The following is a 13311-nucleotide window of genomic DNA, read 5'->3' as shown; positions in this document are numbered from 1 at the left end:
GTCCAGGGCGGGGGCCTTGGCGGGCAGCGAGGCGCGGGCGGAGGCCGTCTCCGAGCGCAGGTAGAAGCCCAGCGGGCCGGACTCCTGGCACACCTTCACCAGCACGCGGTTGAGGCCCTTCTTGAGCTTCACCGACACGCGCGTCTGGTCCGGGCGGGGCAGGTTGTAGCGGTCCTCCTTGGAGGCCAGCTGCCCGTTCACCCACAGGCGGTAGCCGCCGGAGGTGCCCAGCCCCAGCGCCACGCGCGTGTCCTGGGGCACTTCCAGCCAGGTGAGCGCGTACGCCACGGACTCCTTGTTGGGGCGCACCGCGGTGGCCAGGTCCACGTAGCCGTCCGCGGACGTGACGGCCAGCTTGCGCCAGGTGGCCTCGTGGCCCTTCGCGCCGGGGTAGCGCGCGGTGAGGTCCAGGTTGGCGGCCTCCGGGCCGAAGTCCGTGTCGCAGCCGGCCTTGCCCTCGTTCTCGAAGCCGCCGACGACGTAGTAGTCGTTGACGAAGCCCAGCCACTGGCGGACCTCGTTGGCGCGCACCATGCGGCCGCGAGAGCGCTCCGCGTCCATGAGCAGGATTTGAGCGGTGGTGCGCGTGTTCGCGTCCGCCGTGCGGCGGGAGGCAATCTGCTGGTAGGTGCTCACCAGCGGGGTGAGGTCCTCCACGTCATCCACCAGCGCGTGCATGCGCAGGAGGGCGGCGCCGCCGCGCGGCGAGTTGGCGGCCTTGACGGCTTCGGCCGCGTATTCGCGGGCCCGGTCGTCCGCGTTCGGCTTCGCGAGCCCCAGCACGGGACAGGTGAGCACGACAAGTGCGGCCAGCGATGTGAAACGCGACATCCGTTCTCCTCGAAGTTCGACGGCGCCCGGGGGCAGGCAGGGGGCGATGACGCCAGTGAACAGGCGGACCCGTCACGGCCTTCCCCTGCATGCGGCCCCGGACGGCGGGCAGGCAACCAATTCGCGTCCCACTCTATGCCGGACCGGTGTGGGGCGGGGTGGGCCCGTGGAGGCAACGGCGGAAAAACGCACAGGGCCGGCGCGGGCGTGGATGCCCGTGCCGGCCCCGGTGTGGGTGCCCCTGCCTTAAGGACGGACGTCAGTGGAGCTTGTTGTAGAGCGCGTTGACGAGGCCGCCGTCATCGCCGCTCAGCTCCCAGAACATCGCGCCGCCCAGGCCCTTGGCCAGGATGTAGTCCGACTTGGCGGCAAGGCTCTCCGGGTCGTCGTAGGCCACCCACACCTTCGTCGTGGGGCTGTAGACGTAGGCCTGCTTGCTCTCCGGGTGGAAGAACTTCGAGTAGCCGGAGCCTGCCTTCTCGAAGCGGGCCTTGATGTCCTTGTAGTCGAACACGCCGGTGAGGCCGGACTGGCCGTCATCCCACGTTCCCTGGGTGGGGACGCCGGTCTGGAACAGGCCGTTGTTCACGTTGGGCACGTTGCCCCAGCCGCGGCCGTAGAAGGGCACGCCCAGGACAATCTTGGAGGCGGGCACGCCCAACTGGAGCATCTTGGAGATGGAGCCGTCGGTGTAGAAGCCGTCGTTGGCGCCCGGGTCACCCGTCACGCGGTTGAGCGCGGAGTGGAAGTTGACCGTGCTCTCGAAGGCGCCGTGGTAGTCGTAGGACATCACGTTGATCCAATCGAGGATGCCGGCCAGCTTCACGGTCTCCTGCTTGTTGGCGAGCAGGTCCGGCGACGCGCCCGACGCGATGGTGAGCAGGTACGTCTGGCCCGTCTGCGCCGTCACGGCGGCCAGCTGGGTGCGGAACTCCTGCATGAGCAGGGTGTAGTTCACCTTGTCCGCGGGGCTGCTGATGTTGTCCGGCAGGCCGCCGCCGGTGGGGTACTCCCAGTCCACGTCGATGCCGTCGAACACGCCCACGCCGTTGGCCGGGGTGACGCCGGGGAACTGGCCCTTCACGTACAGGTCCACGCAGGACTTCACGAACGCGGTGCGCGACGCGGCGGTGGCGGCCACCTGGGAGAAGTACTTGGACCAGGACCAGCCGCCAATGGAGATGAGCAGCTTGAGGTTCGGGTTCGTCTTCTTCAGCTCCTTGAACGCGCGGAAGTTGCCGCGCAGCGCGCCCGGGTCCCACTCGCCGGGGTAGCCGAAGCCCTTGTCGATGTCCGCGAACGGATCCCCGAGGATGCACTTGCCGTCCGGGGAGATGTTGGAGAAGGCGTAGTTGATGTGCGTGAGCTTCGACGCCGGCACGTTGGACACCTGGTAGTTGCGGCCGTAGATGCCCCACGCGGTGAAGTAGCCGACGATGCGCTTGCCGCCCGGCGGCGGAGTGCCGGGCAACTCCACCACGACGCTCACGGTCTGGGTGCCCACGTTGCCCGCGGCGTCGTAGGCCTTCACGGTGTACGTGTACGTGCCGTTCTGCGCGGACGAGGAGATGGCGCGGGTGAACGACGCCGCGGTGGCCACGAGCGTGCCGTTCTCCAGGATCTCCACCTTCGTCACGCCCACGTTGTCGGTGGCGCTGCCGGAGACGGTGAAGGAGCCCGCGGCGGTGATGCGCGACGCGCTGGCGCTGGCGGTGACGACGGGGGCGGTGACGTCGCCGCTGGATGGGATGGCCACGGTCACGGTGACGGTCTTCGAGCCCACGTTGCCGGCGGCGTCGTAGGCCTTCACGGTGTACGTGTACGTGCCGTTCTGCCCGGAGCCGGTGAACCCGCGCGTATAGGACGACGCGGTGGCGACGAGGTTTCCGTTCTCCAGGATTTCAATCTTCGTCACGCCCGTGTCGTCGGTGGCGCTGCCGGAGACGGTGATGGAGCCCGCGGCGGTGACGCTCGTCTTGCTGCTCGTCGCGGTGACGACGGGGGCGGTGGTGTCGCCGCCGCCCGTGACAGGGCCCAGGTCAAGCCACAGCGCCGCCACGGCCGTCGGCGTCCAGTCCGCCTGGGACGTGTGGGCCTGACGGCACTCATAGACGCGGCCTTCATAGGTGACGCGCGTGCCCACGGAGTAGGCGACGCCCACGGCCCACGCGGCATCCAGCGGCGCCTTCATCACGCTGCCCGGGCCCTCGGCTTCGGGCGCGAAGGACTCCTGGCCACAACCGGCGACGGTCAGCGCGGACGCCACCAGGCCCACAATCCACTTGCTACGACGCATTCGTGTTCTCCTCGCCTGCGGTACACGCGGAAGGAGTCACGCACCCATTATTCCGGGTTAATGGCTGGCGTTGGATTTCGCCTGTCCGGCCACCCATGTGCTGTGGACGGAAAGGTCCGGCTTCAGCAGCACGAGGTCCGCGCGCTGTCCGGGAGCGATGCGGCCCCGGTGGCCATGCAGGCCGATGAACGCGGCGGGGTGGAGCGAGGCCATGCGCAGCGCTTCCTCCAGCGGCACACCGAGCGCGTGGACGCAGTGGCGCACGGCCGCCGTGAGGTCGATGTCCGCGCCTGCGAGCGTGCCGTCCTCGGTCTCCAGTCGGCCGTGGCGGCGCAGGATGGTGCGGCCCTGGAGGGTGAACGACGTGACGGGCGTGCCGACGGGCGGCATGGCGTCCGTGACGAGGAACACCTTGCCCGGGGGTTTGACCTTGAGGAGCAGGCGCAGGTTGTCCGCGTGCACGTGCACGCCGTCCGCGATGACGCCGCACCACGCGTCGTCCTGGGTGAGCGCGGCGACGACGGGGCCGGGCTGGCGGTTCATCACCGGGGGCATGGCGTTGAACAGGTGGGTGAAGCCGCGCACACCCGCGTGCAGGGCCTGGGTGGTGCGCTCGCTGGTGGCGGCGGTGTGGCCCGCGCTGAGCACCACGCCGGAGGTGGCGAGCCGGCGCAAGGTGGCGTCGTCCACGCACTCGGGCGCGAGCGTCATCAGCACGCGACCGCCGTGCGCGGCGAAGCGGCGGGGCAGGGCGGTGAGGTAGTCGAGATCGCGAGGGTCGGGCGCGCGGATGAACGACGGCACGTGGACGCCCGCGCGCTCGCGGCTGATGAAGGGGCCTTCCAGGTGGATGCCGAGCACGCCGCTGTCGGGGCGCGAGGTGGCGGTGAGCGCGGCCTCGCAGGCTTCGCGCATGCGGGCAGCGTCGTCGGTGATGAAGGTGGGCAGCAGGCCCGTGGTGCCGCACGCGCGCATGGCGGAGGCGATGGCGAGCGCCGCCGCCACGGTGGGAGTGTCGTTGAAGAGCACGCCCCCCGCGCCGTTGACCTGCACGTCCACGAAGCCTGGAGCCAGCAGCGTGTCACCGGGCAGCGTGTGCACGGTGGCACCGGGAGGGATTGCGGAAGAGGGAACAACGGCGTGAACGGTGTCCCCTTCGAGGACGACGGCGTGACCTTCGAGGAGCTGGTCCCCGGTGAAGACTCTCGCGCCCTGGAGAACGAGGGGCGTGGGCATCACACGGTCTCCGTGACCTTGCGCAGGTGCGCGGGTGCATCCGGGTCCAGCCCACGCGCCGTCGCGAGCTGGTGCACCGCGAAGTAGAAGCTCTGCACCTGGCACAGCGGTGCGAGCGCCGCGGGAAGGTCTGGCAGCGTGGGCAGGGATTGCGCGCCGGGAACGGGCAGGGCGGTGTGGACGCTCGCGCCCAGTTCAACCATGCGCTGAACGACGTCGCGGGTGCCCTGCGCGGCGTTGTCCTCCTGTCCCAACGCGAGCACGGGGAAGCCCGGCCGCACGAGCCCGAGCGGACCGTGGAGGACCTCCGCCGTGCTGAAGGCCTCGGCGTGCATGCGGCAGGTCTCCTTGAGCTTGAGCGCCATCTCCAGCGCGGCGCCCAGGCCACTGCCCCGGCCGACGACGTAGAGGCTGGTGGCCTCCTTGAGCGTCGCGAGCGCCGGCCACCAGTCGAGCTTCCCCGCGGCCTCCAGCGCCTCCGGGAACCGCCGGGCGGCATCGTGCAGCTCCGCGGAGTCCGACCAGTGCGCGACGAGCTGGAGGAAGGCGAGACCGGAGAGCAGATAGGACTTGGTGGCGGCGACGCTGCGCTCGGGGCCGGCGGACAGCGGCACGCGCACGTCGCACAACGAGGCCAGCGGCGAGGACTCGTCGTTGATGAAGCCCAGCACGACGGCGCCACCCGCGCGGGCGGCCTCGGTCATGCGCAGCAGGTCGGGGCTCTGACCGGACTGCGAGACGGCGATGAAGAGCGCGTCGCGCAGCTCCAGCGAGCGCGTGTTGTAGACGGACGCGACGCTGGGACCCATGGACGCCACGGCGCGGCCCAGCGTGGTTTCGATGAGGTACTTGCCGTAGACGGCCGCATGGTCGGAGCTGCCCCGGGCACAGGTGACGACGAAGCGAGGAGGCGTGCGCCGCAGGCGAGCCCCCAGGTAGGCGAAGGTGTCGCGGCAGCGCTCAAGCTGGCGGCGGGCCGCGGCCGGAGCCTCGGCGGCCTCACGCGCGAGGGCGGGAAGGGAAGGATTCGTCTGGGTGGGGTCCACGCGCAGGGGATAACAGCCTCCGGGCATGGACTGGTGGAGGAAGGCGCCGGGCGTGATGCGTCCGACATCCCGGGCGCGGCTCGGAGGCCATGCCGTCAGGCCGGACCTGGAGCGGGCAGGCCGGGTTGCGTCAGCCGCGCGGCTTGACGGCGAAGGAGGGGCGGAGGAGAGAGGACGTCATGCTGAAGACCGCCCTGGGCCGTTTCCGCGCCGTCGCCTTCTGGGAAGGACTGTCCTTCCTGGTGCTGCTGCTCATCGCCATGCCGCTGAAGTACGTGCTGCACATGCCGCTGGGCGTGCGCGTGGTGGGCATGGCGCACGGCCTGCTGTTCATGGCGTACCTCTACACGCTGATGATGGCGGCCATCGAGTACCGGTGGGGCGTGAAGCGGATCACCGTGGCCTTCGTGGCCTCGCTCGTGCCGGGCGGGACGTTCTGGCTGGACGCGCAGCTGCGTGGCGAAGCGCTCGCGCTGGAGACGGCGAAGACGCGCTGAACGCGGGGACCCTCGCGCCTACATGGCCGTGACGACGGCGAGGCTCGCGAAGACGGACCCGTTCAAGAGGAGGCCCGCCAACGCGGGCGCGAACACCCGGGCGGGCCGGTAGCGCTTGCGGCGGATGAGCGCCACGAGTCCCATGACAAACCCGGAGCCGAAGAGCAGGACCAGGACGTAACCCAGCGGCCGCGATCCCAGAAGAAGCGGATCCGAGAAGCGCTGGATCAGCACCGCGATGACGTAGAGCAGCCAGCTGCCATGCGCCAGCAGCCTGCCTCCGCGCGCCCGGTCGCGCTCCTCTGGCGTCAGCATCGCGAGCCTTCCCTCTCCGCGACAAGTCCTTCTCCGCGCAGCATAGACGACCCATGGGGGATTGACCCTCCCAGGCAGAAGACCCATTATGTTGGTCGTGGAGGATGGGACTCCAGAGGTTGTATTGGAATATCCGCGCGCACCATCCCAGGCGGCGTGGGATGCACTGACCGAGGAGGAGCGGGCGCAGGTCGTGGAGTCCCTCCCTGGCGAGGTGACCTGGAATGAGATGCCAATGCCCGAAGGGGACTGGCACACCGGCCCGCGCACCTACGTATGGAACGTGTTGCGCAGGTACTGGGCGCAGCAGTCCCGACGGGCGTATGTGAGCTCCGCGCTCCCCATCTACTACCCCGAGGAACCACGCTTCGCGCCGGATCTGCTGGTCGTGCTGGATGCGGAGAACCATCGCCGGAACAAGTGGGTGTGCAGCGCCGAGGCCCATGGGGTGGACTGGGTCATGGAGGTGCACGCGGGCGGAGAACGGAAGACGGCCGCCGAGGAAAAGGTACAGCGCTACGCCCGCTTGGGGATTCCGGAGTACTTCATCCTCGACGGTCGTGACTGCACGCTGGCGTGCTACCGGCTCGCGACACCCGATGCGCGTGTCTACACACGCCTGGAACCGCAGCGGGGTCGATACGTCTCCAAAGTGCTGGGACTCGAATTCCAGACCGAAGGAGAGCGCCTCCAACTGTGGACGAGCGCCACGCCGCTGCTGAGCTACAAAGAGCGCATCCTCCAACTGGAGGAAGAGCTTCAGCGCCGCAACAACCTGGAGCGCCGTATCAAGGAACTCGAGGCCGAACTCGCCCGGCTCAAGAAGTCCCAGGGCTGAACCGCGGACTTCAGGCGAGGGTGAACGCCCTCGCCAACGTCAGCACCTCCACCCGCGTGGCCCCCGCATCCCGCAGCGCGATACCCGCGGCCCGCGCGGTGGACCCCGTGGTGAACACGTCGTCCAGGAGCAACACCTCCTGCCCCTTCACCGCTCGCGACGCGACGAACGCTCCAGCCACGTTGCCCGCGCGCTCCGCCTCACTCAGCCCCACCTGCCGCCGCGTCTCCCGGGTGCGCTCCAGCCAGTCCCCCGGCGCCGTCCGCCCCGTGGCCTTCGCCAGCTCCCCCGCGAGCAGGTGCGCCTGGTCGTACTGCCGCTTCCGGAAGCGCCGCACGTGCAGCGGCAACGCCACCACGCACCCGGGCGCGGTCCTCAGGAACCGCCGCGCCTCGTCCGCGAGCAGTGCTCCCAGCGGCGCCGCGAGGTCCGGCTGGTCCTCGTACTTGAACCGGTGGATGGCCCGCGCCACCGGCCCCTCGTGCGCGAACGGCGCCCAGGCGCGGCTGAACGGCGGCGGCACCGTCCGGCAGCGGGGACAGGTGTTCCCCGGGAACGCACCGGGCTCCGCGCACGTCCGGCAACACACCGGCGGCAGCCGCTCCAGCGCCGTGTCACACGGCTCGCAGAACACCGCGCCCACGCCTGGCAGCACCTTCGCGCAGGCCAGACACATGGGCGGGTAGAGCAAATCCAGCAGGGCCTTCCACATCACCGGGACTCCCAGGGGCAGCGCATCCTCGCGCCCCTCGTGCCAGCCCCGTGCCGCTCACTCCGCCGTGCGGCCCCGCGTCTTGTACGTGAGCACCGGCGCCAGCGTCGCCACCACCCGCACCAGCCCCGCCTCCACCAGGTCCGTCACCACGCGGTCGATGGCCTTGTACGCGGGCGGCGCCTCCTCGAAGAGCAGGTCCCGGTCCTCGCACACGACGTGACTCTTGAAGGACGTGCGCGTCAGCGACTCCGCCGTGAAGCGCTCCTTCAGCCGCTCCCGCGCCGCCGTGCGCGTCCACTTGCGTCCCGCGCCGTGCGCCAGGCTGTGCGCGCTCTGCTCGCCCGTGCCCACCGGTAACACCAGATAGCTCAGCGCCCCACGGCTGCCGGGAATCACCACCGGGCCCTCGTCCCACGGCGCCGCGCCCTTGCGGTGCAACCACCCCACGCGTCCGCCCTCATGCCGCGCGGTCACGCTGTTGTGGCACACGTCCAGCACCCGCCGCCCCGTCGCGCCAATCCCGTCCAGCGCCCGCTGCGCCACCAGCGCCCGGTTCGCCTTCGCCCAGAGCACCGCGCCGTCGTGCCGCGCGAGGTACGCGCGCGCCTCCTCCGAGTCCGCCGCCAGCCCGCCCGCCGCGTGCCGGTCCACGTGCGTGCGCAGGATGGCCTCCCCCAGCCCGCGCGACCCTGAGTGCACGAGCAGCAGCAACCGCTCCTCCCGCAGGCCTAGCGCCTCGAAGACGCGCGCGTCGTGCACCTCCTCCACCCGCTGCACCTCCGCGAAGTGGTTGCCGCCGCCCACCGTGCCCAGCGCGGCCTCGAAGCCCGTGCTGCTCGCGCCGTGCTCCGCGAGGACCGCGTCCGTGTCCCCTTCCCACGGCCCCTCCAGGTCCAGCTTCGCCGCCCAGCGCTCCGCCTTCGCCTTGCGCGTCAGCAGGTCCACGTCCCACAACCCCATGCCACAGCCGATGTCGCTGCCCACGAGGTAGGGATACAAGAAGCCCTCGGACTCGAAGGCCGCGCCCACCGGGGCGCCCTTGCCGGGATGCAGGTCCGGCAATCCCACCGCCAGCCGCATGCCGGGCAGGCGCGCCACCGCCTCCAGCTGACGGACGGCCTCGCCCTCCACCCACGACTGGGGCGAGGCGATGATGCGCACGGTCGCGGCCGTGGAGGTTTCAGAAGAGGGCGTGTTCATGATGGGCGCTCCCGACGCGGAGCCTCTCCACGCCCTGACGCCCCGGCCAGACAGCCTGCCCGGCTGCCTACTTGTGGTAGGGCTCGCCCTTCAGGATGGTGAACGCGCGGTAGAGCTGCTCGATGAGCACCACCCGCGCCAGCCGGTGTGGCAGCGTCATCCGCGACAGCGACATCACCTGATGCGCCGCGCCGCGCACCGAGTCATCCAGTCCCTCGTCCCCGCCGATGACGAAGAGCAGGTCCTTCGCGCCCGTCTGCGCCTTGGCGACGTAGCGGCTGAGCTCCACGGAGTCCAGCAGGGTGCCGCGCTCGTCCAGCGCCACCAGCCAGTCCTGCGGCTTGCGCTTGCCGAGGATGGCGGTGGCCTCCGCGGACTTCGCCTCGCCGGGCTTGAGCTTGCGGCCCGACGCTTCGTTCATCTCAATCAGCTCGAAGCGCGTGTAGTGCTCGAGCCGCCGCGCGTACTCCTGCACGGCGGGCTCGAACAGCCCGGAGCGGTCCTTGCCGATGGAGAGGAGGCGGACCTTCACGGGACTAGGACAGCTTCTCCCGGGGCGCGTCCGCCCACAGCCCGTCCAGGTCGTAGAAGGCGCGCACCTCGCCGTTGAACAGGTGGGCCACGACGTCGTCGTAGTCCAGCAGCACCCACTGACCCGTCTCCAGGCCTTCCGTGCTGATGGGGCGCAGGGGCTGCTGCTCCTGCTTGAGCTGCACCTGGACGTTCTCCGCCATGGCGCTCACCTGGCGGTCGCTCTCGCCGGAGGCGATGACGATGTAGTCCGCGTAGGACGTCATCCCGCGCATGTCGAGGATGACGACGTCCGTGGCCTTCTTGTCCAGCAGCAGGTTGCCGATGCGGCGCGCCAGCTCGCGCGCCTTCGGGTTGTCCGCGGGCTTGGGCGGCGGCGGCGGCGCGGCGGCCTTCGGGGCCTTCTTGCGCGCGGCGGCGGTCTTCTTGCGCGGCGGCGGACGCAGGCCGCTCTTCGCCTTCTTGGCGGCGGTCTTCTTGCGGGCCGGAGCCCGGGTGCCGCTCTTCGCCTTCGCCTTCTTGGATGCAGGGGTCTTCTTCTTCGTGGCCATGTGGCGGATACCCTATCGCACCCTTGGCAAGCTTCCAGCGCTCCTCTAATGGGTTCCGTCCATGAGCGACGCCCGCCTGGAGCAGTTCAAGAAGATGACGGCCCAGTTCCCAGACGCCCCCATGGCCTGGTTCTCCCTGGGGAAGCTCCACCTGGAGCGCAAGGAATACGACAGCGCCATCCAGACTCTGGAAACCGCGGTCCGCCTGGACCCGAAGTACGCCGCGGCCCTCGTCTCCCTGGGGGATGCCTACGCGGGGGCCGGCCGGACGGACAAGGCGAAGGAGGTGCTCACCACCGCCCGGGACCACGCGCTCGCCCAGCAGCACCCCAGCCTGGCGGAGGAAATCGACGAGCGCATCGCCGACCTGGAATGACTCTCAGTCCTGGTCACGCCAGGTGAAGCCCACGCCGAACACCTGGCGCGTGTAGTTGAGGCCGTTGCGCGGCAGGCGCGTGCTCCACAGGCCCCAGGACAGCTCCAGGTCCACGCGCGCGGAGACGGGCCGGGCCAGCTTGAGGGACAGCGAGTTCTGCCCCTCGTCCTCCTCCACCAGGACGATCTCCGGCGACAGGAAGATGCCGTCCGGGTAGCGCGCCAGGCCCAGCGTGCCCTGCGCCAGGAGCGTCACCCGCCACGGCAGCCGCACCCCGGCGCTGCCGGTGAGCCGGTGGCGCAGCGCCGTCTCTCCGAAGCTGTTGGAGCTGACCTCCTGGAAGGCATACGTGAGCGACAGCTTCACCGGCCCCCGGTACGTGTAGCCCGCCCCCGCCACCAGCGCGCCGTCCTGGCGCCGTCCGGGGGACGTGCTGACGCCCGGGAAGGGGCGGGCGAAGGGGCCGTAGCGGCGCGAACCCCACTCGCCGAACACGTTCAGCGTGTGGCGCGGGCTCAGCCGGTAGCGGCCCAGCACCCCCACCTCCGGCCCGCCGAAGTCGGCCGTGTGGTCCGGGCGGTACACGAAGCGGCGCGCGCCCAGGCGCATGCGCAGGGCCAGGCGCACGTCCGGGGCGTACTCGGCGAAGAGGCTGGCGCCCAGGTCCGAGTACGCGCGGCTGCCGCCCCGCCGGTCCTTGGCGTGCCCTTCGGCGCCCGCGCCCCACTCGGTGCCCAGGGCGAGCGAGCCCTCCAGCGCGCCCGCCTGCACCAGCGTGTCCTCGTTGGCGTAGTCCACGTACTTGCGCCCGCCCAGCTCGTACCGGCCCACCACCTGGGCGCGCTCGCCGGTGCCCTTTCCCTCCGCCACGCCCAGCGCGCTCAGCGCCAGGTCCGTTCCGGGGCCGTGCGTGGCGCCGTCGGAGAAGTCGCGCGGGGCGTTGCTGTCCACGAGCAGCCGGCCGGTGCCCCGGAGCGAGCCCTGCCACTCGGCCGCGCGCGCACCTCCGCCCCAAGGCAACGCGAGGGCGAAGAGGAGCGGGAGGAGGCGGCGGTCCAAGACGCGCGCACCATACTCCGGGCCGTGGGCCCGCCCCACCCTCGCAAGCGTCCATCCCGGCCGAGTCGCCCCGGGGACACCCGGGGTGCGCCCGCGGTCGGTGACGCCGCACCCGGCCGCCCGGTACATTGCGGCCATGTCTTACGCGTCCTTCCTCGCGGTGGCGGCCGGCCTGTCGCTCTGCGCCTGTTCCTCGTCGTCCTTCCTCACGGAGGTCCAGGGCGAGGCGACGGTGCCCGCGAGCCCCGCCGGCACCCCCACGCTCCTGAATGCCTTTCCCGCCATCAGCAGCTTCTCGGCGTTGGACTTCAACGAGAACCAGGACTTCAAGAACCGCGACGTCACCAAGGACGAGGTGACGCGGGTGCAGGTGAAGTCGATGACGCTCAAGGTCCTGAGCCCGAACGACCAGGGCTTCGACTTCCTGGACTCGCTGGAGGCGGTGGCTCGCGCGGGCAACTCCGAGTCGCGCTTCGCGGAGCGCGGCGGCATCGCCGGGCTGGGCTTGAACGCGCCCAACCCCACGCTGTCACTGAAGGCGGACGGGAGCGTGGACCTGCGGCCCTACGTGGCCGCGCCCTCCATGGCCATCATCCTGCGCGGCACGGGGCGCCTGCCGGAGCGCGAGGTGCGCGTGCAGGCCACGGTGGTGCTGGAGGTGGAGGGCGACCTGCTCTAGCTACGGGGCCAGCGTCTTCGCGCGGCGCTCCAGCGCGCCCGCGCGCCCGTCCAATTCGCGCGCCAGGGACTCCAGCCGCGCGGCTTCCTGCTCCAGCGAGGAGAGGTCCTCCGGTCCGCCCGCGGCCAGCGCCTGGGCCCGCACCGGGTCCACCTGGGGCCGCCGGTCGCTGGCGGTGACGCTGCCGGCCGGGGCCAGCCCGCCCGCGGGAACGCCGGTTTCCCCTCCGACGGAGGGGCCGTCGCCCGAGTAGTTCGGCGTCTCAGCCATCGAGTCCCCCGCGGTCACCTGGCCGTTGCCTCCGCCCCGCAGGGTGGGGGCCACCAGCAGGCCCCGGTCGCCCGCCGTGCGCATGCGCAGGTGCCGGTCCTGGTCGTCGAACATGGACTCCTCGCCCAGGAAGTCGTTCATGCGCCGGTCCAGGTCGCGCTCCTCGCGCACCTCGGTGATGCGCGCCTTCAGGGCCGTCAGCCGCTGCCGCACCTTGTCCTGGGTGTCGCGCAGCGCGTCCGCCTGCGCGAGCAGGTCCTCCGGGTCATCCCCGCGCGCCGCGCCATCCAGCGCCGGCACCTGGGAGGCGGGCAGCGCCGCGCGCACGGCCTCCCGCTCGCCCCGCACGGAGCGCATCTGCTCCACCAGCCGCGCCCGCTCCGCCCGGTCCGTCGTCGCGTCCCACGCCGCGCGCAGCCGCGTCAGCTCCTGGGACAGCGCGCCGTGCAGCGCCAGGTGCGCGCGCTCCACCTCGCCGTCCGCGCCGGACACCGACTGCGCCAGCCCCGTCAGCTCCCCGCTCAGCTCCTGCGAGCGGCGCAGCGCGGACTCCAGCTCGCCGCCCGCGGTGAGCTTCCCCTGGCGCTGGGCCTTGAGGGCTTCGATGCGCGCGGCCAGCCCGTTGAGCTCGTCGCGCAGCCCCTGCTGCCGGGTGCGCAGGGTGCGCGCTTCCGTGCGCGCCGCCTGGGCCTTCGCGCGCGCCTGCTCCAGGCCGGACGTCGCCCCGGCGGGAGCGGCCACGAGCAGGCACAGGAGGAGGGGGAGGACACGCGACATCATCGGGGGGACACCGTCAGCAAGGCGGATGCCAGTCCTTCCCTCCTACTCCGTTCCCAGGCCCGACGGAAAGCGCCCTGGTTCCGGGCACCTG

General features: G+C 71.2%; 14 protein-coding genes and 1 pseudogene. 4 read left to right on the top strand and 11 right to left on the bottom strand.

Annotation, left to right across the window (positions count from 1 at the left end; translation table 11 throughout):
* The 4 genes and pseudogenes from D7W79_RS27465 to D7W79_RS27450 all read right to left on the bottom strand — a co-directional run.
* Positions 1-831 (bottom strand): annotated as a pseudogene (locus tag D7W79_RS27465) (DUF3857 domain-containing protein); the annotation flags it as partial.
* A gap of 259 nt (positions 832-1090) precedes the next feature.
* The gene (locus D7W79_RS27460; RefSeq protein WP_120528355.1) at positions 1091-3127 is read right to left on the bottom strand and encodes a glycosyl hydrolase family 18 protein; all 2037 of its coding nucleotides are present in this window, start codon (positions 3125-3127) and stop codon (positions 1091-1093) included.
* Between the two features lie 57 nt (positions 3128-3184).
* Positions 3185-4363, bottom strand: a complete 1179-nt coding sequence (gene nagA, locus D7W79_RS27455; protein WP_120528354.1) for an N-acetylglucosamine-6-phosphate deacetylase — start codon at positions 4361-4363, stop codon at positions 3185-3187.
* Positions 4363-5436, bottom strand: a complete 1074-nt coding sequence (locus tag D7W79_RS27450) for an SIS domain-containing protein (protein ID WP_120528353.1) — start codon at positions 5434-5436, stop codon at positions 4363-4365. Before D7W79_RS27450 ends, nagA begins: the two co-directional genes overlap by 1 nt.
* Before the next feature lie 152 nt (positions 5437-5588).
* On the opposite strand from D7W79_RS27450, the gene D7W79_RS27445 reads away from it, so the two are divergent.
* Entirely contained in the window at positions 5589-5906 is a 318-nt protein-coding gene (locus D7W79_RS27445) for a DUF3817 domain-containing protein (RefSeq protein ID WP_120528352.1), read from the top strand.
* Between the two features lie 18 nt (positions 5907-5924).
* Here the strand turns inward: D7W79_RS27445 and D7W79_RS27440 are convergent, their stop codons facing one another.
* Positions 5925-6221 (bottom strand): hypothetical protein, encoded by a 297-nt coding sequence (locus D7W79_RS27440; protein WP_120528351.1) that lies wholly within the window; start codon positions 6219-6221, stop codon positions 5925-5927.
* 88 nt (positions 6222-6309) lie between these two features.
* Here D7W79_RS27440 and D7W79_RS27435 point away from each other — a divergent pair, with 88 nt between their 5' ends.
* Entirely contained in the window at positions 6310-7059 is a 750-nt protein-coding gene (locus tag D7W79_RS27435; RefSeq protein ID WP_120528350.1) for a Uma2 family endonuclease, read from the top strand.
* A gap of 10 nt (positions 7060-7069) precedes the next feature.
* On the opposite strand, the gene D7W79_RS44570 is transcribed toward D7W79_RS27435, so the two are convergent.
* The 4 genes from D7W79_RS44570 to rsfS all read right to left on the bottom strand — a co-directional run bounded on the left by D7W79_RS44570 (position 7070) and on the right by rsfS (position 10056).
* Positions 7070-7771 carry a ComF family protein gene (locus tag D7W79_RS44570; RefSeq protein ID WP_171438368.1) on the bottom strand — a complete coding sequence of 234 codons (702 nt, stop codon included), beginning with the start codon at positions 7769-7771 and terminating at the stop codon, positions 7070-7072.
* 57 nt (positions 7772-7828) lie between these two features.
* Complete coding sequence (locus D7W79_RS27420) at positions 7829-8974, bottom strand: RNA ligase RtcB family protein (protein ID WP_120528349.1); 1146 nt, start codon at positions 8972-8974, stop codon at positions 7829-7831.
* Between the two features lie 67 nt (positions 8975-9041).
* Complete coding sequence (locus D7W79_RS27415) at positions 9042-9506, bottom strand: 23S rRNA (pseudouridine(1915)-N(3))-methyltransferase RlmH (RefSeq protein ID WP_120528348.1); 465 nt, start codon at positions 9504-9506, stop codon at positions 9042-9044.
* Between the two features lie 4 nt (positions 9507-9510).
* Positions 9511-10056, bottom strand: coding sequence for a ribosome silencing factor (rsfS, locus tag D7W79_RS44565; RefSeq protein WP_171438370.1), 546 nt, complete (start codon positions 10054-10056; stop codon positions 9511-9513).
* Between the two features lie 61 nt (positions 10057-10117).
* Between rsfS and D7W79_RS27405 the strand changes: the two genes are divergently transcribed.
* Positions 10118-10432 carry a tetratricopeptide repeat protein gene (locus D7W79_RS27405; protein WP_120528347.1) on the top strand — a complete coding sequence of 105 codons (315 nt, stop codon included), beginning with the start codon at positions 10118-10120 and terminating at the stop codon, positions 10430-10432.
* Positions 10433-10435: 3 nt separating this feature from the next.
* Here D7W79_RS27405 and D7W79_RS27400 read toward each other — a convergent pair whose 3' ends face one another.
* Positions 10436-11491: a hypothetical protein gene (locus D7W79_RS27400; protein ID WP_120528356.1), complete on the bottom strand. Its 1056-nt coding sequence runs from the start codon at positions 11489-11491 to the stop codon at positions 10436-10438.
* A gap of 136 nt (positions 11492-11627) precedes the next feature.
* Between D7W79_RS27400 and D7W79_RS27395 the strand changes: the two genes are divergently transcribed.
* Positions 11628-12170, top strand: coding sequence for a hypothetical protein (locus D7W79_RS27395; RefSeq protein WP_171438373.1), 543 nt, complete (start codon positions 11628-11630; stop codon positions 12168-12170).
* Here the strand turns inward: D7W79_RS27395 and D7W79_RS27390 are convergent, their stop codons facing one another.
* Complete coding sequence (locus tag D7W79_RS27390) at positions 12171-13220, bottom strand: TetR family transcriptional regulator (protein WP_120528345.1); 1050 nt, start codon at positions 13218-13220, stop codon at positions 12171-12173.
* Positions 13221-13311: the final 91 nt, after the last annotated feature.

Origin of the sequence: Corallococcus exercitus (assembly GCF_003611585.1) — a bacterium.
GTDB classification, from domain to species: domain Bacteria; phylum Myxococcota; class Myxococcia; order Myxococcales; family Myxococcaceae; genus Corallococcus; species Corallococcus exercitus.
The sequence above is the reverse complement of the archived record's forward strand: the minus strand, read 5'-3'. Positions and strand labels throughout refer to the sequence as shown.